Origin of the sequence: Allorhizobium sp. NPDC080224 (genome assembly GCF_050281005.1) — a bacterium.
In the GTDB taxonomy this organism is placed as follows: domain Bacteria; phylum Pseudomonadota; class Alphaproteobacteria; order Rhizobiales; family Rhizobiaceae; genus Allorhizobium.
This window is the reverse complement of sequence record NZ_JBNNWJ010000002.1, coordinates 67,567-87,913: the sequence shown is the minus strand read 5'-3', so window position 1 is coordinate 87,913 and position 20,347 is coordinate 67,567. Positions and strand designations below refer to the sequence as shown.

Genomic DNA, 20,347 nt, shown 5'->3' with positions numbered 1-20,347 from the left:
CACTGTCCCGGGGCTTTAGAGGCTCCGGGGGTGCGCGTGACGACACGTACAGACATGAAGACCAGCCACGGCACCATCGACAGGGGTGTTCGTGGCTGGATGTTTTTTGACTGGGCAGCACAGCCCTTCTTCACCGTGGTCACGACCTTCATTTTCGGTCCCTACTTCGTCTCGCGGATGACCGATGATCCGGTGAGCGCCCAAACGGCCTGGAGCAATGCGGCGACAATTTCAGGCGTCATCATTGCCATCCTCGCACCCATCCTCGGTTCAATCGCCGACGAGTCCGGATCCAGGAAGCCCTGGATCGCCTTTTTCGCGCTGATCAAGATCGCCTGCCTCGCCCTTCTCTGGACAGCCGCTCCGGGATCGCCTGTCGCCTTCGTGATGCTGCTGATGATCCTCGCCAGCATCGCCGCGGAATTTTCCATCGTCTTCAACGATTCCATGATGCCGCGCCTCGTCAGCCAGCAGGATGTCGGGCGCGTGTCCAACATTGCCTGGGGCATGGGCTATATGGGCGGCATGATCGTGCTGATCTTCGTGGTGCTCTTCCTTGCCGGCAACCCGACGACCGGAAAGACGCTGATCGGGCTCGATCCCCTGTTCGGTCTTGATCCGGCAACCGGCGAAGATGCGCGCATCACGGGCCCGATTTCCGCGGTCTGGTATCTGATCTTCATCTTGCCGATGTTCTTGTTCACCCCGGACGCAGCGAAGGGCAAAGCTCTAGGCGCGGCCGTCCGGTCGGGTCTTCGCGAGATCCGCTCGACACTTGGCGAACTCCGCCATCGCAGCAACATCTTGCGTTTCCTGATTGCCCGGATGATCTATCAGGACGGCGTCAATGGACTTCTCGTGCTGGGCGGTGTCTTCGCTGCCGCCATGTTCGGCTGGTCGACGATGGAAATCGGCATCTACGGGATCATTCTCAATATCGTCGCGATCTTCGGCTGCCTCGTGGCCGGTCGCGTAGATAGGGCACTCGGGTCCAAGGTGGTGGTCATGGTGAGCCTGGGATTGCTGATCGTTGCCACCTTCGGGATCATCTCTACCGGCGTCGACTTCACTCTCTTCGGGCTGGTGAGCCTGCCCATCACAGGCACCGACGGACTGTTCGCCACCCCCGCCGAAAAGGCTTATGTCCTCTACGGCCTGTTGATTGGTATGTCCTTCGGCCCCGTCCAGGCCTCCTCGCGCTCCTATCTCGCCCGCAGCGTCGAACTGCATGAAGCCGGCCGTTATTTCGGCATCTACTCCCTGTCAGGCCGCGCGACGAGCTTCCTCGCGACGCTCTCCTTCTCGGTCGTAACGGCCTGGTCGGGCTCTCCACGCGCCGGCATGGCCACACTGCTTGTGTTTCTGATCGGCGGCCTCGTCCTTCTCTTGAGGACGAATTATCCGGCAACGGACAAGGGGACGAGCCTGTAAAAAAGGCCGGTGGATCGCTCCACCGGCCATTTGTTTTCACCACTGATCGGGCTTCTTCAGTGGCGGAAGTGACGGACGCCGGTAAAGACCATTGCCACGCCATGTTCGTCGGCAGCTGCAATCACCTCTTCGTCGCGCATAGATCCACCCGGCTGGATGACAGCCGTGGCACCCGCAGCGATCGCGGCCAGAAGACCGTCCGCGAAGGGATAGAAGGCCTCGGAGGCAACCGCTGAGCCCTTGGTCAGCGGCGCCGAAAGGCCGAGCGCCTTGGCGGCGTCTTCCGCCTTCAGCGCGGCAATGCGGGCGGAATCGACACGGCTCATCTGGCCGGCGCCGATGCCGGCTGTCTGGCCATCCTTGGCATAGATCACCGCATTCGACTTCACATGCTTGGCGATCTTGAAGGCGAACTTCATGTCCTCCAGCTCGGTCGCCGTCGGGGCGCGCTTGGTCACCACCTTGAGGTCGAGATCCTCGACCATGACGTTGTCACGGCTCTGGACAAGCAGACCACCGGAGACCGTCTTGGCCATGACGCCGCGGGCACGCGGATCGGGCAGGGCGCCCGTGGTCAGCAAGCGCAGGTTCGGCTTGGCGGCGATGATCGCCTTGGCCTCGTCGGTGACTTCAGGGGCAATGATCACTTCGGTGAAGAGCTTGACGATTTCCTGCGCGGTCTCGGCATCGAGGATCTGGTTGAGCGCGATGATACCACCGAAAGCCGAGGTGCTGTCGCAGGCCAGTGCCCGCTTGTAGGCCTCGACCAGGCTTGAGCCTGTGGCGACGCCACAAGGATTTGCATGCTTGATGATTGCACAGGCCGGGCCGTTTTCCGGCGGAAACTCGGCAACGAGTTCGAACGCCGCGTCCGTATCGTTGATGTTGTTGTAGGAAAGCTGCTTGCCCTGCAGCAGCGTCGCGGTTGCGACGCCGGGGCGATTGTCGCCGGTGACATAGAAGCCCGCGCTCTGATGCGGGTTCTCGCCGTAGCGCATCTTTTCCTTCAACACGCCGCCAACGGTCCGGTAAGCAGGCATCTCGATCTCGAGCGCTTCTGCAAACCAGTTGGAGATCGCAGTGTCATAGGCGGCGGTGCGGGCATAGGCTTTGGCTGCGAGCCGCTGACGCAGCGCATAGGTCGTCTGGCCGTCATTTTCGGAGAGCGCGGCAATCACCTCGGCATAGTCGGCCGCATCGGTGACGACGGTGACATAAGCGTGGTTCTTCGCCGAAGCGCGGATCATGGCGGGTCCCCCGATGTCGATGTTTTCGACGGTGGTCGGATAATCGCCGCCGGCGGCGCGAACCTGTTCGAACGGATAGAGGTTGATCACGGAGAGATCGATGGCCTCGATGCCATGCGCCTTCATCGCCTCGACATGCTCTGCATCGTCCCGGATCGACAGGAGACCGCCATGGACCAGCGGATGGAGCGTCTTGACGCGGCCATCCATGATTTCGGGGAAGCCCGTGATCTCGGAGACGTCGATGACTGGCAGGCCGGCCGCAGCAAGAGCCTTGTGGGTGCCGCCAGTCGACAGTAGGCGGACGCCGCGCTGGTGCAGCGCCTGGGCGAATTCGACGATGCCGGTCTTGTCGGACACCGAGAGAAGTGCGGTACGCACGCGCACGAGGTCGGGGGCGGGGATCTTTTTGGAAACGACGGCCATGGTTCACTCCGAGCTGGCGGGCGCCCGGAAATGCGGCAGCGGGCGCGATGCCGCCGCCTAGCACAGCTTCACCTGTGAGGAAACCGCAAGATGCCCGCCATCAGGCGTGATGCGCGAGAAACCAGCGTATTTCCGGCCCCTCGAAGACGATCTCCAGCTGCTGTGACGGGCGGATACCCGAAACATCGGCGAAGAAGACATCTTCACCAATGGCGATTTCACCGACCGGGATGGAGAAGGACCAGCTCTCACCATCAGGAGCCACGAGCCGTATCTTCCGGTCGTCGGAACGTTCCACCGTGATTGTCGGATGCACATGGAAACGCGCGATAACCTCTGCACCCGGCAGATTGGGTGTCGGTAACCCGTCCGGCAACAACAGGCGATCCCGCCCGGCGATCTTGGTACCCTGCTCGTTGATGCGGATGTCGCGCTCGTGCAAGACACCGAAGCGCTTCACATAGCCGTCGTGCCGTGCGGACAGTCGGTCACTGCCATCGGGACCGGTCTGTCGTTCGACCTCGATTTTGGAGGGACCCGATAGCATGATCTTGCCGAGGCGGGACGACTGCGCGATCCGCGCCGAGGAAACGTCACCGATGCACACGGTGCTATGGGCTGCCGTGGCACGGGCAAGTTGACGGAGGCGTTCCCCTGCGAAGCGCGGTGACCCGCTGTTGATCAGGAAGCGGTTCCGTCCCGAAGACAGTTCGAACGAGAGACAACCGGCATGCGCCGTGCTCGATAGCCGCGCCGAGAGGGGTTTGCCGGTGTCGACCAGGATCGTGGTGTCGCCCCCGAAAAGCCGATGATAGCCGCCATGCGGCAGGGCCTTGAAGGGCTGTCCCGCCGTTTCGTCATATCGGAGGACACTCATGAGATCGGTGGCGAGCGACGAACTGGCGCCATTGAAGAGGGCGAGGTCGCCGCTGCTGTGACGGAAGAAGCGCACGGCCGGGTACATCCGGTCGATGACCGGAATGAGCTTGGCGGGAACCTCGTGACCGAGATTGATGTAGCTTTGGCGCAGCGGCAGAAGATCGAATAGCAGATCGACAGAGGCCTGCGGATTGCGAGAGACATGGCTGCCATCTGCCAGAACCTGCCGCTCGAGCTCCCGGTCAAGCAATCGCCCCGCGCGACGAACGGCAGCAGGGCGCGCCTCGGCCGCGATCGACGCCATGGCGATGGCAATGCGGGCCTTCAGGCGCGGGAGACCCTCGGGCATTGAATCGGCGCGGCGCTGAAGGTGGCGCACCTGCTGCCCAAGAGACGACGTGAACCGGCGATAAAAGCCAGCGTCGGCTTCGTGCAGCACGATCGGTGAATGCGAAAGCCAGCTGATGATCCGCCGGGACACGACCTCACTGTCCCAGGCGACGCCCTTGCTGCGGCCGCCATGAAGGGTGATCCACTGGTCCGTGATCCATCGGGCATTCTCGCAGGCGGGTGCCGTCTTGTCGGCGCGAATATGGCGCAGCCAGCCGAAGCCGTGCAGGCGGCGTGCAAACTGGACGGACGGCAACTCCAGTTCGAAGGGAGATTGACCCTCGGTATCGAGAACGCGTCCGGCAAGTGGAAAGCGCCCGTTGAAGATCTCATCCGCCACAAACGAGTCGATCGCCCTGAGATCGGTCGGCGCCACGACGACTCGGTTCAGGCGGAAAGTCCCTCGCTGCAGAGCGGAAGGCGTCACGATGGCAGCCGCCTGCCGCATGCGGCGCCAGGATTCGGCGACGTGGAGCGAAATCAGTCGGGCGCGATCATTGATTCGCATAATGGTTCCTGTCACCAGATCATGATGATCCAGCCATTCCTGTTGTCCCAGCCTGAAGAACTCGAAGGGATAAGGCCTCCGGGCTCCTGACGCGGGCACGAAATGACAAGTCATATAGCCGCGCCCCGGCCATGCGGAGCGACGGTCCACGTTCACGCAGACTTCCCAACAGGTTTATTGAGATATTAGTTAAATTTTAGCAATGACCGCAGCGTAGAAGCCGTCAAGCCCACCATTTTCTGCAAGCATGTCCGGCGTGGTCCTGAATTCACCCTTGGCGGTGATCGCTGCTTCCAGCCCGGGCCAGTCCGCCGCATCGATTGGCTGCAGACGCAGGTCAGAGATCTCCGCCAACACCCGGGCAACAATCTCCTCGCCTTCGGATGGGTCGATGGAGCAGTTGGAAAAGACCAGACGCCCACCCGGTTTCAAGAGTGTCACGGCATGGCGCAGCAACTTCTCCTGCAGTTCGGCAAGCTTGGCGATATCGGCCGCATTCTTTGTCCAGAGAACATCTGGGTGGCGACGTGTCGTACCGGTCGATGAGCAGGGTGTATCGAGCAGGATCGCATCGAACGCCTCTGTCTCATCGAGGTCGAGCAGGTTCACACATCGGATTTCGACAGAAACTCCCAGGCGCTGGAGATTGGTCTCCAGACGCTTCACCCGTGACTTAGACTGCTCGACGGCCAGAACATCGCCGCCGGCCAGCACCAACTGTGCCGTCTTGCCGCCGGGTGCGGCGCAAAGATCGGCAACCCGTTTCCCCTTGAGATCACCGAACAGTTTTGCCGGAATGGCGGCGGCCGCATCTTGCACCCACCACGCACCATCCTCGAAACCTTCAAGCGCGGTCACCGAGCCGCGGAACCGCTCAAGCCGCACGCTGCCGGTCGGCAAGACCTGTCCCCCAAGCCGCGCAGCCCAGCCGGCTGCATCCGACTTCACGGTCAGATCGATCGTCGGGGACTCCAGCTGGGACGCAGCGATCGCAAGCGCTCGCTGTTCACCATAGACTTCCGTCAGGCGCGCCATAAACCAATGCGGCATGCATGGAAGATCATCTACTGCGGCGAGAAGCTCTGTCTTTTCACGTCCGATGCGGCGCAGGATGGCATTCACCAGCTTGGAGAAACGGCGACTTCTGGGATCGCCATTGGCCTGCTCAACCGCAAGGTCAACAGCCGAATGATCGGGCACATCGAGATAGAGCATCTGGGCCGCAGCCACGATCAAGAGGTGATGCAGGGAGCGAGCACCGTCCGGCAGCGGGCTATCGAGCAGTTTCGCAATGATGGCCTCGATCCGTGGCAGATGGCGCAACGCGCTCTGAAGGATCGCCTTTACGAGACCGCGGTCCGCATCGTTCAATGGCAAGAATGCTGGGTTTCCGTGCTCTGAATCCAGCATGCCATCGAGCGATGTTTTCCGATCGATCACCGCTGCCAGTATCCGGCTGGCGGCAATACGGGCTTCGAGCCCCGGCTTCAAGGGCTGTCGAGCGGAACGCTCTCCATGTTTCCTGTTGCCGTTGTGCTTGGTTTTCGGTTTGCCCGTCGCTGCTTCTTTCAAGACCATGGTCCCTTGGGTGGTTCAGCTTTTCCGCGTCCCCAACCGGTGGTCGGAACAGAACGCGCTGTCCGCGTTGCCTTAACAGGGGCCTCTGGCGGCGTCGATCCCCCCGGCCAGATATCGCTCATGGCCAGCAGCGCCTCGATACGATTGCGTGTGTTGGGATGGGTCGAAAAGAGATTGTCCATCCGCTGACCGTTCAAGGGATTGATGATGAACATGTGAGCTGTTGCCGGATTGCGCTCCGCGTCCACGTTCTCAATGTGAGACGCGTCGCCGGCGATCTTCTGCAGGGCCGATGCGAGCCAGCGCGGCTGGCCGCAGATCTCTGCCCCGCGGCGGTCGGCAGCATATTCGCGCGTCCGACTGATGGCCATCTGGACCAGCATGGCAGCCAGGGGGGCAACGATCATGGCGATGAGGACGCCGACTATACCGAGCGGATTGTTGCGATCGTCACGCCCGCTGGAAAACAGGAAGGCGAAATTCGACAGCATCGAGATCGCACCGGCAAGCGTTGCCGTGATCGTCATCGTCAGCGTGTCGCGGTTCTCGACATGGGCAAGCTCATGCGCCATGACGCCTGCGACCTCTTCCGGGCTGAGCCGCTGCAGCAGCCCGGTGGAAGCAGCAACGGCGGCGTTCTGCGGATTGCGACCGGTCGCAAAGGCATTCGGCTGCGGGTTGTCGAACACATAGACCTTCGGCATGGGCAGACCGGCATTGCGGGCCAGATCGCGCACCATCACGTAGAATTCCGGTGCCGTGCGCTCGTTGACTTCCTGAGCCCGGTAGGCCCGAAGCACCATCTTGTCGGAATTCCAGTAGGAGAAGAAATTCATGCCCGCGGCAATGACGAAGGCAATCATCATGCCGCCCCTGCCTCCAATCAGGAAGCCGACGCCCATGAAGAGGGCAGTCATGAAGGCGAGCAGCATGGCAGTCCGCATAGTATTCATGTCGTGGTCCTCTAAATGCAGCGCTCTTGGCAATTCTATTGCCGTTTTCGCCTGTTGATTTAAAAAGTGCGCAACCCAATTTCAATGTTTGCGCATGAAATGCCGTCTCAGCAAAGGACGATATGATGTCAGAAGATCGTGAAGCCGAAGTCGACGTGGAACTGCCGCGTGAATTGAGCCCGGCCGCGAAGCGGGCACTGGCCGAAGCAGAGGAAAGGCGCCGGAGCGAAGCGGCACAGCAGATGCCGCCCGAAATCGGAGGCCGAGGCGGCGCTGATCCCGCCCGTTTTGGCGATTGGGAAATCAAGGGTCGCGCAATCGACTTCTGAGGAATTATTACCCATTGAATTGCGTCCAAGATCGGAATATGTTCCTATTATGTTCCGATCAACACTCCCTTCTATGACAATCTTCCTGATGCTGGTGTCCGTAGCGCCGTTAAGCGCAGGGAGCCGCCAGATCGACGGGCCAGTCGCGGCCGAAGTGGTCAAGGTGATCGATGGCGATACCGTTCTCGTCGAGGCCATGCCCTGGCCAGATCATAAGGTCAGCACCTATGTGCGCCTGCGCGGCATCGATGCGCCTGAGCTGAAGTCTAAATGCCCCGCTCTCCGCGAGGCGGCGCTCAAGGCAAAGGGCGAACTCACGAGCCTGATAGATGGCCATTTGACGGTTCAGCTAACCGCAATCTCTGGCGACAAGTATTTTGGACGCGTCGTCGCCGATCTAACCTTGGCAGACGGTAGTCGCCCGGCCGACCGCCTTCTAGCGGCCGGTCTGGCCGAGCCGTATGCGGGAAAGCAAAAGGCCAAGAGAGTTTGCCCCCGCGGATTGTAGGGGATTTGTAGACAGCTGCTGCCAGTTGCTGCTTGATGCAAAGCATGTCGATTCGTCAGGCTTTGTTGTTCAGATCCGCATCTTTTCTGGTTTTGCTTCTTTTGGCGCAGGCAGGATCCGGCGCGCATGCGCAGGCAGGCGCCATTGAAATGGCAGCACGAACCTGCAAGCAGGTCTCGAGTTGTGAGGAAGCGGTTATCCTGTGGTGCAACGGGTATCGACGCGCCGATGGCGATAACGACGGTATACCATGTGAGAACGTCTGCTCGTCAGTGGAGCAGGTCAATGAAATCCGCCGTGTGATCGGATGTTGAGACCACCGGGAGCTTGAGGAAGCTCCCGGTGGTCTTTTTTGTCAGGCGCTCTTGTTCTGGCGATTGGCGATCAGATCGTCGACGACAGCCGGATCGGCCAGCGTCGAGGTATCGCCAAGCGCGCCAAAATCGTCCTCGGCGATCTTGCGCAAGATGCGGCGCATGATCTTGCCCGAGCGGGTCTTCGGCAGGCCGGGTGCGAACTGGATCTTGTCCGGCGTAGCGATCGGCCCGATTTCCGTCCGCACATGCTTCACCAAATCGGCTCTGAGCGCATCATTGCCCTCGTGACCCGACATCAAGGTGACATAGCAATAGATGCCTTGGCCCTTGATAGTGTGCGGATAGCCGACGACGGCCGCTTCGGAAACGAGATGGTGCGAGACCAGCGCCGATTCGACTTCCGCCGTTCCCAGACGGTGACCGGACACGTTCAGGACGTCATCGACGCGACCCGTGATCCAGTAATAGCCGTCTTCGTCCCGGCGGCAGCCGTCACCTGTGAAATACTTGCCCTTATACGTGGAGAAGTAGGTCTGCACATAACGGTCGTGGTCGCCATAGACAGAGCGTGCCTGCCCCGGCCAGCTGTCGGTGATGCAGAGATTGCCGTCGGTCGCACCCTCCAGCACATTGCCTTCATTATCGACAAGCTCTGGCTTGATTCCGAAGAATGGCATGGTCGCCGAACCAGGCTTCAGTGCCGTCGCACCCGGCAACGGCGTGATCATGATCCCACCGGTTTCGGTCTGCCACCAGGTATCGACTACAGGCGATTTCTGCTCGCCGACGACGTTGTAATACCATTCCCAGGCTTCCGGATTGATCGGCTCGCCGACCGAGCCGAGAAGGCGCAGCGACGAGCGATCCGAACGCTTGACGAAATCGTCACCCGCACCCATCAGCGAGCGGATGGCGGTCGGTGCGGTATAGAAGATGTTGACCTTGTGCTTCTCGATCACTTCCCAGAAGCGGCCCTGGTCCGGGAAGGTCGGAATGCCCTCGAACATCAGTGTTGTGGCACAGTTCGCAAGCGGCCCGTAGACAATGTAAGAATGCCCAGTCACCCAGCCGACATCGGCCGTGCACCAGTAAACGTCCCCATCTTGATAATCGAAGACATATTCATGCGTCATCGAGGCATAGACGAGATAACCGCCCGTCGTGTGCATGACGCCCTTCGGCTTGCCCGTCGAACCGGAGGTGTAGAGGATGAACAGCGGATCCTCCGCCTTCATCTTGACCGGCGGGCAGTCTGCCTTGACCGTGTGCACTTCCTGGTGATGCCAGATGTCGCGGCCCGGCGCCCAGCCGATTTTGCCGCCGGTGCGGCGCACGACGAGCACCTTGTTGACGATGACATACTGCTTCGCGGCGATGTCGATCGCGATGTCGGTGTTTTCCTTGAGCGGTACCGGCTTGCCGCCGCGCACGCCTTCATCGCAGGTGATCACGAAGGTTGATTCGCAGTCGACGATACGGCCGGCCAGCGCTTCCGGCGAGAAGCCGCCAAAGACCACCGAATGGATGGCACCGATGCGGGCGCAGGCGAGCATCGCATAGGCCGCTTCCGGAATCATCGGCATGTAGATGGTGACTCGATCACCCTTCTTGACGCCGTGCTTCTTCAAGACGTTCGCCATACGGCAAACATGCTCGTAGAGCTCGTTATAGGTGATCTTCTTGTCGATATAGGGGTTGTCGCCTTCCCAGATGATGGCGGTCTGTTCGCCATGCGTCTTCAGGTGGCGGTCGATACAGTTATAGGAGACGTTGGTGAGGCCGTCTTCGAACCACTTCACGGGAACCTTGCCCTTGAAGGACGTGTTCTTGACCTTCGTATACGGCTTGAACCAGTCGATCCGCTTGCCGTGTTTGCCCCAGAACTTCTCGGGGTCCTCGATGCTCTCCTGATACCATTTCTGGTACTTGTCTTCATCGATCAGAGCGCGAACTTTTGCCGATTTCAGCACCGGATAGGTTTTGGCTGACATGAATTCCTCCTCATGTTGACGGGCCACAACTGGCGACCAGGACCGTCCTCCCCGGCCTATCGCCGACATACATAGCAGGTGCAACATGGCCAGCAATTAGACAAAGGTCATTCGCGACTTCGCGAATTGCAATTTCGTTACATAATCGCTATAAGGACGCCGAATTCCCGGAAATAGTGGTTTAAACCCACGGCCCGCGACAACCGGCGCGGACCCTCAGAAGGATTGTATCCATGGCCCAGACACTGCTCATGCCGAAGGCGACCGCTGTATGGCTCGTCGACAATACCGCGCTGTCATTCGACCAGATCGCGCAGTTCTGCAAGTTGCACCCGCTCGAGGTGAAGGCAATTGCGGACGGCGAAGCGGCCCAGGGCATCAAGGGTCTCGACCCGATTGCAACCGGCCAGCTCTCGCGCGACGAAATCGCGCGCGCTGAAAAGGACGTGAACTACAAGCTGAAGATCTCGGAACCCAAGGTTCGCGTTCCCGACTCGAAGCGCCGCGGCCCGCGCTACACGCCTGTTTCGAAGCGCCAGGATCGCCCGAACGCCATCCTCTGGCTGGTTCGCAACCATCCGGAACTGAAGGACGCCCAGATTTCGCGTCTCGTCGGCACCACGAAGTCGACCATCGAGCAGATCCGCGAGCGCACCCACTGGAACTCGGCCAACCTCGCGCCGATGGATCCGGTCACACTCGGCCTCTGCAGCCAGATCGACCTCGATCTCGAAGTCGAAAAGGCATCCAAGGGTCGTCCGCTGCCGACCGCTGCCGAACTCGGCGCGACGCTCCAGTCTGCAAGCGAGACTGAAAACCTCGGCTTCGGCTACGAGCGCGAAGAAGAGAAGGAAATCGACGCCAACGCCGTCTTCGCCAAGCTGCAGTCGCTCAAGTCCGACCGCAACAATGAAGACGAAGACGACCAGTACTGATCAGAGATCGGTACAAGCGATGGACCCCGGGAGCCCAAGGCGGCCGGGGTTTTTTCTTGCCCGCCTGATGGTTCAGGCGCTTGCAACCGTTTTGGCGGATGCCGGGACCTGACCATGCGCCTGCAACACGGCCGTGATCTCGTCGAGGATTGCAGGATCGTCGATCGTCGCGGGCATCTTCCAGGGCAGACCGTCGGCGATCTTCTGCATCGTGCCACGCAGAATCTTGCCCGAGCGCGTCTTCGGCAGACGATCGACCATCAGTACCATCTTGAAAGCTGCCACTGGCCCGATTTCGTCGCGCACCAACTGAACGACTTCCTTGGCGATCACAGCATGGTCGCGATGCACATTCTTCTTCAGGATCAGGAAGCCGCAGGGGATCTGTCCCTTCAATTCGTCGGCAATCCCGATAACAGCGCATTCCGCCACATCGGGATGCATGGCGCAGACCTCTTCCATGGCACCGGTCGAGAGACGGTGACCGGCGCAATTTATGATGTCGTCGGTCCGCGCCATGACGAAGACATAGCCGTCTTCGTCAATGATGCCGGCATCCGCCGTCTTGTAGTAGCCGGGAAACTCCTCGAGGCAAGAGGCGCGAAAACGTTCGTCGGCATTCCAGAAGGTAACCAGACAACCCGGAGGCAGGGGAAGCTTGGCGACAATGTTTCCGAGCGTGCCAGGAGCGACCGGATGTCCCGCGTCGTCGAGCACGTTGAGCGCGTAACCCGGCATGGCCTTGGTCGGGGACCCGTGTTTCACGGGAAGCAACCCCAAGCCCGCCGGGTTTGCGGCGATCGCCCAACCTGTTTCCGTCTGCCACCAATGGTCGATAACAGGAATTTTCAGGATCCGTTCTGCCCATTTCAGCGTTTCGGGATCGGCTCGCTCACCGGCCAGGAAGAGGGCGCGAAGACCGGAGATGTCATAGCGCGCGACATGTTCGCCCTTCGGATCGTCACGACGGATCGCGCGGAAGGCCGTCGGTGCGGTAAACAGCGCCTTCACGTCGTGATCGCTGACCACCCGCCAGAAAGTGCCGGCATCCGGCGTACCCACGGGTTTGCCTTCGAAAATCACGGTCGCATTGCCGGCCAGAAGAGGCCCATAGACAATGTAGGAATGGCCGACGACCCATCCGATGTCGGAGGCGGCCCAGAAGACTTCTCCAGGCTTGACGCCATAGATGTTCTTCATCGTCCAGTTGAGAGCGACCATATGGCCGCCATTGTCGCGCACGACGCCCTTGGGCTGACCGGTGGTTCCGGATGTATAGAGAACGTAAAGCGGATCGGTCGCGGCCACCGGCACGCATTCGACAGACGAGCCGTTGATCTTTTCCTGTTCGATCGCCTGGGCCAGATCCACATCGCCGTGTTCGTAACGCAGCGGCGCGTGATACTGGTCGCGCTGCAAAATCAGGCAGTAATCGGGCTTCACCTTCGCCATGTCGATGGCCTGGTCGAGCATCGGTTTGTAGGGAACGATACGTCCGGGCTCGAGGCCGCAGCTTGCGCCGATCACCACTTTGGCGCCGGAATCGTCGATGCGGGTCGCCAGCTCATGCGCCGCAAAGCCGCCGAAGACGACCGAATGCACGGCGCCGATGCGCGCGCATGCAAGCATCGAGAAGACGGCCTCCGGAATCATCGGCATGTAGATGATGACCCTATCGCCCTTGGCGACGCCGTGATTGCGCAAAACGGCCGCAATTGCAGAGACTTCGGTCAGGACCTGATCATAACTGTAGCGAGCGGTCTGACCGGTCATTGGACTGTCGTAGATGACGGCCGTCTCAGCACCACGCCCGGCTTCGACATGACGGTCGATGCAGTTGTAGCAGGTATTGGTTTCTCCGCCGGGAAACCAGCGGCCGTAGGCCCCCTGAGAGGCATCGAAGACCGCCTCTGGCGCTTTGAACCAATGAATCTCCTCCGCAGCCGTGGCCCAGAAGCCGTCCGGGTCTACCTTCCAGGAATCGTAGATGTCCTGATAGCTCTCGCGCATGTCGATCCTCCCATGACAACGCTTTAGGCTTTCGCCTTTACCGTCATTTTAGGATCGACGAAGGAAGGAGGAAAGAGAGACCAAAGCGCTATGCCGAAGGTCTAAGGCAAATTAACGTGTGCCAAAAATGGCTGATCCGACTCTGACGCTCGTCGCTCCGAAGCTGATCGCGGTCTCGAAATCGCCGGACATGCCCATCGACAGCTTCGAAAGGCCATTTTCCTCTGCGAGTTTGGCAAGCAGGGCAAAATGTGGCCCCGGGTTCTCATCGACCGGCGGGATGCACATGAGGCCCTCGACATGCATCGCAAGTTCATCGCGGCAGAGCGCGACGAAGGACCCGACATCATCGGGCGCGATCCCGGCCTTCTGAGGCTCGAGACCGGTATTGACCTGGATGTAGAAGCGGATCGACCGGCCCTGCCGCTTCGTCTCCTCTGCGAGCGCCCGGGCGATCTTCTCGCGATCGACTGTCTCGATGACATCGAACAGGGCGACGGCATCGGCTGCCTTGTTCGACTGAAGCGGGCCGATCAGATGCAGTTCGAGATCAGGAGTTTCCGCCTTCAGATCAGGCCATTTCCCCTGGGCTTCCTGCACGCGGTTTTCCCCGAATACCCGCTGACCCTCGGCAATCGTCGGGCGGATATGCTCGGCATCGAAGGTCTTGGAAACAGCAACGAGTGAAATCGAATCCGGCTCACGACCGGCCTCCTGCGCAGCCTTAGCGATTTTGCCCCGGACGTCCTGGAGCCGCTCTTCAACCGACATGCCCAACCCTCGTTTTCATCTGCCCGATATCTGGTGTGATAAGATCTTTCGGCAAGGGGTTAATGGCAGGCCGCAGCCATGGCAAGCGCTTGGCGGGAAAGGCCTTGCGAATGCCTCAAAAACTTGACGCTTGGACGGTTTCATGATGAAGGTCGGCCCTCTCTTTTTGATGCTATTCCCGGAAATGCGATCCATGGCTACCGAACGTTACAATCCGCGCGACGCCGAGCCCCGTTGGCAGGCGAAATGGTCCGAAGACAAGGTCTTCGAGACCGACAATGCTGACCCGCGCGAGAAATACTACGTGCTTGAGATGTTCCCCTATCCGTCGGGACGCATCCATATGGGCCATGTCCGCAACTATGCGATGGGCGATGTCGTGGCGCGCTATAAGCGTGCTCGTGGCTACAACGTGCTGCATCCGATGGGTTGGGATGCCTTTGGCATGCCGGCGGAAAACGCCGCGATGAAGAACAAGGTCCACCCCAAGGCCTGGACCTATGAGAACATCGCGACCATGCGCGGCCAGCTGAAGTCCATGGGTCTGTCGCTGGACTGGTCGCGCGAATTCGCGACCTGCGATGTCGACTACTATCACCGTCAGCAGCACCTCTTCCTGGACTTCCTGGAGAAGGGCCTGGTCTATCGCAAGAATTCGAAGGTCAACTGGGACCCGGAAGACATGACCGTGCTCGCCAACGAGCAGGTCATCGATGGCCGTGGATGGCGCTCCGGCGCGCTGGTCGAACAGCGGGAACTGACCCAGTGGTTCTTTAAGATCACCGACTTCAGCCAGGACCTGCTCGACGCGCTCGACGAACTCGATAACTGGCCGGAAAAGGTCCGGTTGATGCAGAAGAACTGGATCGGCCGCTCGGAAGGCATGGCCATCCGCTGGGAAGTCGCCTCCGGCAGCGAGGCCGGCGAAGTGACCGTTTACACCACCCGGCCTGACACCCTGTTTGGCGCCTCTTTCCTTGCAATCGCCGCCGATCACCCCTTGGCCAAGGAAGCCGCCGCGCGCGACGCAGCCGTCGACGCCTTCTGCCAGGAATGCCGCCATGCCGGCACGTCGCTGGCAGCACTGGAAACGGCCGAGAAGAGGGGCATCGACACCGGTATCCGCGTGAAGCACCCGCTCGACCCGAGCTGGGAGCTGCCGGTCTATGTCGCGAACTTCGTCTTGATGGACTACGGCACGGGCGCGATCTTCGGCTGCCCCTCCGGCGACCAGCGCGACCTGGATTTTGCCCGTAAATATGACCTGCCCGTCGTCCCGGTTGTCATGCCGAGGGACGGCGATGCTGCAAGCTTTGCGATTGGCGACACCGCCTTCACCGACGACGGTGTCATGATCAATTCGCGCTTCCTCGATGGTCTCTCGACAACGGACGCCTTTGAAGAAGTAGCGAATCGGCTTGCGTCTCAGCAGCTGAAAGGCGCGCCGCAAGGTGAACGCAAGGTCAACTTCCGTCTGCGCGACTGGGGCATCTCCCGCCAGCGCTACTGGGGCTGCCCGATCCCGGTCATCCATTGCGATGATTGCGGCGTCGTGCCGGTCCCGAAGAAGGATCTGCCGGTCAAACTTCCCGACGATGTCAGCTTCGACAAGCCGGGCAATCCGCTCGACCGTCACGCGACCTGGCGTCATGTCGCCTGCCCCCACTGCGGCAAGGATGCCCGTCGTGAGACGGACACGATGGACACCTTCGTCGATTCGAGCTGGTATTTCGCGCGTTTCACGGCACCCTGGGAAGACAATCCGACGGACCCCGCCGTTGCCAACCGCTGGCTGCCAGTCGACCAGTACATCGGCGGCATTGAGCACGCGATCCTGCACCTGCTCTATTCGCGCTTCTTCACGCGCGCCATGCGCGAAACCGGTCATCTCGATCTGAAGGAACCCTTCAAGGGGCTCTTCACGCAGGGCATGGTCGTGCACGAGACCTACAGCATCGGTGAGGGCTTGCAGCGCGAATGGGTTGCTCCGGCAGACCTGCGCATCGAGGACGCGGATGGTGAGCGTCGTGCGTTCCTGCTCAGCAATGGTCAGGAAGCCAGGATCGGCTCGATCGAGAAAATGTCGAAGTCGAAGAAGAACGTCGTCGATCCCGATGACATCATCGGCTCCTATGGTGCCGATACCGCCCGCTTTTTTGTGCTCTCCGATTCACCTCCCGACCGTGACGTCATCTGGTCGGAATCCGGTGTGGAAGGTGCTCACCGCTTCGTCCAGCGAGTCTGGCGTCTCGTCTCGGAAGCCGCGGAGCGGCTGAAGTCCGTGCCTTCGAATCCGGCTAAGGATGGCGACGGCCTTGTAATCTCGCAGGCGGCGCACAAGACCTTGAAGGCTGTCCAGGGTGACCTCGACAAGCTGGCCTTCAACAAGGCGATTGCGCGCATCTACGAACTGGTCAATGCGCTGGCTGCACCGCTGACGAATGTCGCGGGAGGGCAGGGAGATGCAGCTTACGTCGCAGCTGCCCGCAATGCAGCAGAGATCCTGGTACATCTGATCGCACCAATGACCCCGCATCTCGCCGAGGAATGCTGGTCGGTCCTCGGAAACGATGGCCTGATCGCCAGGACGGACTGGCCGCAGTTCGACGAAGCGCTGGTCGCAGAGAACGAGATCGTTCTGCCGGTGCAGATCAACGGTAAGAAGCGTGCCGAATTGACAATCGCGCGCGACGCAGACCAGAATGCCGTCCAGGAAGCCGTTCTGGCGCTCGACGCCGTCAAGGCCGTTCTCAATGGCCAGGCCCCGAAGAAGATCATCGTTGTCCCGCTAAGGATCGTGAACATTGTCCTCTGAATTCAAGCCTTCCAAGCTGCTTCGGCGCTCGGTTCTGATCGGCGCGGCTCTGCTGATGGCGGGCTGCCAGGCACGTCCGCTCTATCAGGACACCAACGGCGAAACCCGCGGTGCATTGGCTGCGATCGCCTATTCCGAAGCGACCAGCCGCATAGGCCTCGAGACGCGCAACCGATTGATCTTCTTGACCAGCGGCGGTGACGAAACGAAGACCCCGGAATATCGGGTCGACCTGACTGTCAGCGGTGGTGTCGAGGGCATCCTTCTCGATGAAACCTCCGATACGGCAAACGCGGGTCGCGCCGTCGTCACGGGCACCTACACGCTGAAGCGGATATCCGACGACACGGTTCTGAAGACGGGTCGCCGATCGGGTGTCGCCCTCTTCGATTATCCGCGCCAGGAGTTCGCAAAGCTCCGTGCCGTGCGTGATGCCGAGACACGCGCCGCCCGCGAGCTTGCTGAAATCATCTATGCCGATCTCGCCATGGCTCTCGGTCGCTGATCTGCGGCTATGGTTGAGGTCAAATCGCATGAATTCGAAGGGTTCCTGGCCAAATCGGCCAGGCACTACCGGATGTTCGTTATCTACGGACCCGATCGCGGTCTGGTGGCAGAGCGCGCGTCCCAGGTTGCCAAGACAACCGGTGTCGATCTCAACGACGGCTTTGCACTGATCCGGCTGGATGCCTCGGACATTCAATCTGATCCCGGTCGCCTCATCGACGAAGTCAACGCCTTCGGGCTGTTCGGCGGTGAGAAGCTGATTTGGGTCCGGGGCGCCGCCAACGAGAAGCAGTTGGTCGACGGATTAGCGCATCTCGCCTCACACCCTCCCGAAGGCAGCTATCTTCTGATCGAAGCCGGCGATCTCAAGAAGGGGTCAGCACTTCGCAAGGTCGCCGAAAGCGAGCGCAGCGTCGCCTGCATCGCCTGTTACCAGGATGATGCAAAGGCGCTGAATGGCCTGATCGACGCCGAGCTTGCAGGCGCCAATCTGCGCATCACGCCGGCAGCACGAGAACTTTTGCTGGAATCGATCGGCGGCGATCGCATCGCCTCCCGCAATGAAATACAGAAGCTGGTCCTCTACTGCATGAAGGACGCGTTGATCGACGAGAACCATGTGCTCGAGATCGTTGGCGATGCGAGTGCAGTATCGACCGACGAGGTGGTCGATGCCGTTTTGTCAGGCGATCCCGATGGATTTCTCCATGCCGTCCAGAAGGTCATTGCCTCCAAGACCGCTGTCTTCCTCGTCCTGCAGGGCACCATGAAACAGGTGCAGCTGCTGGAGACCATGCGCCTGGAGATGGAAGAGCGCCAGCAGCAGGCTTCTCAGGTCATGCAGACGCATGGGCGGGGAATTCACTTCAAGCGCAAACCGGTGATCGAGAAAGCGTTACGGAACTGGAATAGTTCGGATCTGGCGCGGGAAAGCGCAAGACTGAACGCGGCCATCCTTCAAAGCCGCCAGAACGCGCAACTTGAAGACAATCTGGCGATCCAGACGCTTCTTGCGACGACACTTCAGTCAGCACGTCGCAATCGCCGTGGCTGATCAGCGGGCTTCGAGCAGGCGGCAGATCTCTTCCAGCTGGTCGAGCGTCTTGTAATTGATCTTCAACTGACCGCCGCCGCCCTTGTGGTTGATCGATACGGACAAGCCGAGCCGATCCGAAAGGCTGCGCTCCAGAGCGATGGTATCAGAATCTTTGGATTCGCGTACTTCCGTCGGGGCAGGGGCATGCTGTGCCTTGATGTGGTTCTGCGCCAGCTTCTCGGCGTCGCGAACGGAAAGCCCCTTCTGGGCAATCGTCTTGGCAAGAACAACGGGATCGGGAGTGGAAACAAGCGCACGCGCATGACCCGCCGACAGGCTGCCATCGGCCAGCATGTCGCGAACCGGATCGGGGAGCTTCAATAGTCGAAGGCTGTTGGCAACATGGCTCCGGCTTTTGCCGATGATCTCACCCAGATCGTTCTGGGTATAGCCATGTTCTGCGATAAGCTGCTCATAGCCAAGCGCTTCTTCGAGCGGATTGAGATCGGCACGCTGGACGTTTTCGACGATGGCGAGCTCAAGAGCTGTCCGATCATCGACATCGCGAACGATGACGGGAATTTCAACGAGGCCGGCGAGTTGTGCCGCACGCCAGCGACGTTCGCCGGCAATGATTTCGTACCGATCGCTGCTCGTCGTCCGAACGACGACAGGCTGAACGATTCCGTGCTGGCGAATGGATCCGGCCAGATCCTGAAGTTCGGCCTCGTCGAAATACCGGCGAGGATTCTTGGGGCTACGGGCCACGAATTCGATCGGAACAGTCCGGTCCGCACTAACGGTTGGACGCGTCTCGCCTACGGGAACTGGCTGATCCATCTCGCCAATTAGCGCTGCAAGTCCGCGCCCAAGGCGCCGTTTCGATACGTCTTCGCTCATACTCACACCCTTGTACGAAGATTAGGCGGCTTTGCGCTGCCGTTCGCGCTGAATGACTTCAGAAGCCAGTTGGAGATAGGCCTGGCTACCGGCGCATTTGAGATCGTAAAGGATAGCCGGCTTACCATAAGACGGAGCCTCAGAGACCCGAACATTTCTGGGAATGAGCGTCGCGTAAACCTTCTCGCCGAGATGCTCCCGCACATCGCTGACCACCTGTTGCGCGAGATTATTGCGGGAATCGAACATTGTCAGCACGATACCCTGGATATCCAGAGACGGATTCACGGTCTGCCGTACCTGGTTGATGGTGTCGAGCAACTGGCTAAGACCTTCCAGCGCAAAGAATTCGCACTGCAACGGCACCAGGACTGAATGGGCTGCCGCCATGGCATTCATCGTCAAAAGGTTGAACGATGGCGGGCAATCGAGCAGCACATAGCTATAAGCGCGCGCATCATCCTGATTGAGAGCCCTCTTCAGACGAAAGACCCGATCGGCCTGCTGCGAGATTTCCATTTCGAAACCGAGCAGGTCCATCGTGGATGGGACGATCGAAAGGTTCGGCACTGCCGTTTCAAGGACCGCCTCGCTGACCGAATGAGTGCCGATCAGCACATCGTAAGAAGACAGGCGCCGATCACGACGGTCGATACCGAGGCCGGTACTCGCATTTCCCTGCGGGTCCAGGTCAACGATAAGCACCCGCTCTCCGATCGCCGCCAGGGCTGTCGCCAGGTTGATCGCTGTCGTGGTCTTGCCCACACCACCCTTTTGGTTGGCGATGGTGATGATGCGGTTTTTCTCGAGACTCAT

17 protein-coding genes are annotated in these 20,347 nt (G+C 60.2%); 8 read left to right on the top strand and 9 right to left on the bottom strand.

The annotated features are described in order from the left end of the window. The first annotated feature begins 54 nt into the window (after window positions 1-54). The gene (locus tag ACQKP1_RS18745) at window positions 55-1,431 is read left to right on the top strand and encodes an MFS transporter (RefSeq protein ID WP_427276799.1); all 1,377 of its coding nucleotides are present in this window, start codon (window positions 55-57) and stop codon (window positions 1,429-1,431) included. A gap of 56 nt (window positions 1,432-1,487) precedes the next feature. Here the strand turns inward: ACQKP1_RS18745 and purH are convergent, their stop codons facing one another. The 4 genes from purH to htpX all read right to left on the bottom strand — a co-directional run bounded on the left by purH (window position 1,488) and on the right by htpX (window position 7,412). Next, a complete protein-coding gene (purH, locus tag ACQKP1_RS18740) occupies window positions 1,488-3,104 on the bottom strand; it encodes a bifunctional phosphoribosylaminoimidazolecarboxamide formyltransferase/IMP cyclohydrolase (RefSeq protein WP_427276541.1) in 1,617 nt (538 codons plus the stop codon). 100 nt (window positions 3,105-3,204) lie between these two features. Next, window positions 3,205-4,881, bottom strand: coding sequence for a heparinase II/III family protein (locus tag ACQKP1_RS18735; protein ID WP_427276540.1), 1,677 nt, complete (start codon window positions 4,879-4,881; stop codon window positions 3,205-3,207). 189 nt (window positions 4,882-5,070) lie between these two features. After that, entirely contained in the window at window positions 5,071-6,459 is a 1,389-nt protein-coding gene (locus tag ACQKP1_RS18730; RefSeq protein WP_427276539.1) for an RsmB/NOP family class I SAM-dependent RNA methyltransferase, read from the bottom strand. After that, window positions 6,450-7,412 (bottom strand): zinc metalloprotease HtpX, encoded by a 963-nt coding sequence (htpX, locus tag ACQKP1_RS18725; protein ID WP_427276538.1) that lies wholly within the window; start codon window positions 7,410-7,412, stop codon window positions 6,450-6,452. The genes ACQKP1_RS18730 and htpX overlap by 10 nt, the downstream gene beginning before the upstream one ends. A gap of 125 nt (window positions 7,413-7,537) precedes the next feature. On the opposite strand from htpX, the gene ACQKP1_RS18720 reads away from it, so the two are divergent. The 3 genes from ACQKP1_RS18720 (at window position 7,538) to ACQKP1_RS18710 (ending at window position 8,563) form a co-directional block, all read left to right on the top strand. Continuing rightward, window positions 7,538-7,741, top strand: a complete 204-nt coding sequence (locus ACQKP1_RS18720; RefSeq protein WP_427276537.1) for a DUF1674 domain-containing protein — start codon at window positions 7,538-7,540, stop codon at window positions 7,739-7,741. An 88-nt stretch (window positions 7,742-7,829) separates the two neighbouring features. Further along, window positions 7,830-8,249 carry a thermonuclease family protein gene (locus tag ACQKP1_RS18715; RefSeq protein WP_427276536.1) on the top strand — a complete coding sequence of 140 codons (420 nt, stop codon included), beginning with the start codon at window positions 7,830-7,832 and terminating at the stop codon, window positions 8,247-8,249. A 44-nt stretch (window positions 8,250-8,293) separates the two neighbouring features. Next, window positions 8,294-8,563, top strand: a complete 270-nt coding sequence (locus ACQKP1_RS18710; RefSeq protein WP_427276535.1) for an excalibur calcium-binding domain-containing protein — start codon at window positions 8,294-8,296, stop codon at window positions 8,561-8,563. 41 nt (window positions 8,564-8,604) lie between these two features. Here ACQKP1_RS18710 and acs read toward each other — a convergent pair whose 3' ends face one another. Then, complete coding sequence (gene acs / locus ACQKP1_RS18705) at window positions 8,605-10,557, bottom strand: acetate--CoA ligase (protein ID WP_203018734.1); 1,953 nt, start codon at window positions 10,555-10,557, stop codon at window positions 8,605-8,607. Between the two features lie 233 nt (window positions 10,558-10,790). Here acs and ACQKP1_RS18700 point away from each other — a divergent pair, with 233 nt between their 5' ends. Next, entirely contained in the window at window positions 10,791-11,492 is a 702-nt protein-coding gene (locus tag ACQKP1_RS18700; RefSeq protein ID WP_427276534.1) for a DUF1013 domain-containing protein, read from the top strand. A gap of 72 nt (window positions 11,493-11,564) precedes the next feature. On the opposite strand, the gene ACQKP1_RS18695 is transcribed toward ACQKP1_RS18700, so the two are convergent. Both ACQKP1_RS18695 and ACQKP1_RS18690 read right to left on the bottom strand, forming a co-directional pair. Then, entirely contained in the window at window positions 11,565-13,502 is a 1,938-nt protein-coding gene (locus ACQKP1_RS18695; RefSeq protein WP_427276533.1) for a propionyl-CoA synthetase, read from the bottom strand. A 111-nt stretch (window positions 13,503-13,613) separates the two neighbouring features. After that, entirely contained in the window at window positions 13,614-14,273 is a 660-nt protein-coding gene (locus ACQKP1_RS18690) for a YggS family pyridoxal phosphate-dependent enzyme (RefSeq protein ID WP_427276532.1), read from the bottom strand. A 193-nt stretch (window positions 14,274-14,466) separates the two neighbouring features. Between ACQKP1_RS18690 and leuS the strand changes: the two genes are divergently transcribed. The 3 genes from leuS to holA are packed head-to-tail and all read left to right on the top strand — an operon-like array spanning window position 14,467 to window position 18,649. Then, window positions 14,467-17,088: a leucine--tRNA ligase gene (gene leuS, locus ACQKP1_RS18685; RefSeq protein ID WP_427276531.1), complete on the top strand. Its 2,622-nt coding sequence runs from the start codon at window positions 14,467-14,469 to the stop codon at window positions 17,086-17,088. Next, window positions 17,078-17,593 (top strand): LPS assembly lipoprotein LptE, encoded by a 516-nt coding sequence (locus ACQKP1_RS18680; RefSeq protein WP_006724224.1) that lies wholly within the window; start codon window positions 17,078-17,080, stop codon window positions 17,591-17,593. Before leuS ends, ACQKP1_RS18680 begins: the two co-directional genes overlap by 11 nt. A gap of 9 nt (window positions 17,594-17,602) precedes the next feature. After that, window positions 17,603-18,649 (top strand): DNA polymerase III subunit delta, encoded by a 1,047-nt coding sequence (gene holA, locus ACQKP1_RS18675; protein ID WP_427276530.1) that lies wholly within the window; start codon window positions 17,603-17,605, stop codon window positions 18,647-18,649. On the opposite strand, the gene ACQKP1_RS18670 is transcribed toward holA, so the two are convergent. Both ACQKP1_RS18670 and ACQKP1_RS18665 read right to left on the bottom strand, forming a co-directional pair. Next, window positions 18,650-19,531 carry a ParB/RepB/Spo0J family partition protein gene (locus tag ACQKP1_RS18670; protein ID WP_006724222.1) on the bottom strand — a complete coding sequence of 294 codons (882 nt, stop codon included), beginning with the start codon at window positions 19,529-19,531 and terminating at the stop codon, window positions 18,650-18,652. 21 nt (window positions 19,532-19,552) lie between these two features. Beyond that, window positions 19,553-20,347, bottom strand: coding sequence for a ParA family protein (locus ACQKP1_RS18665; protein WP_203018743.1), 795 nt, complete (start codon window positions 20,345-20,347; stop codon window positions 19,553-19,555).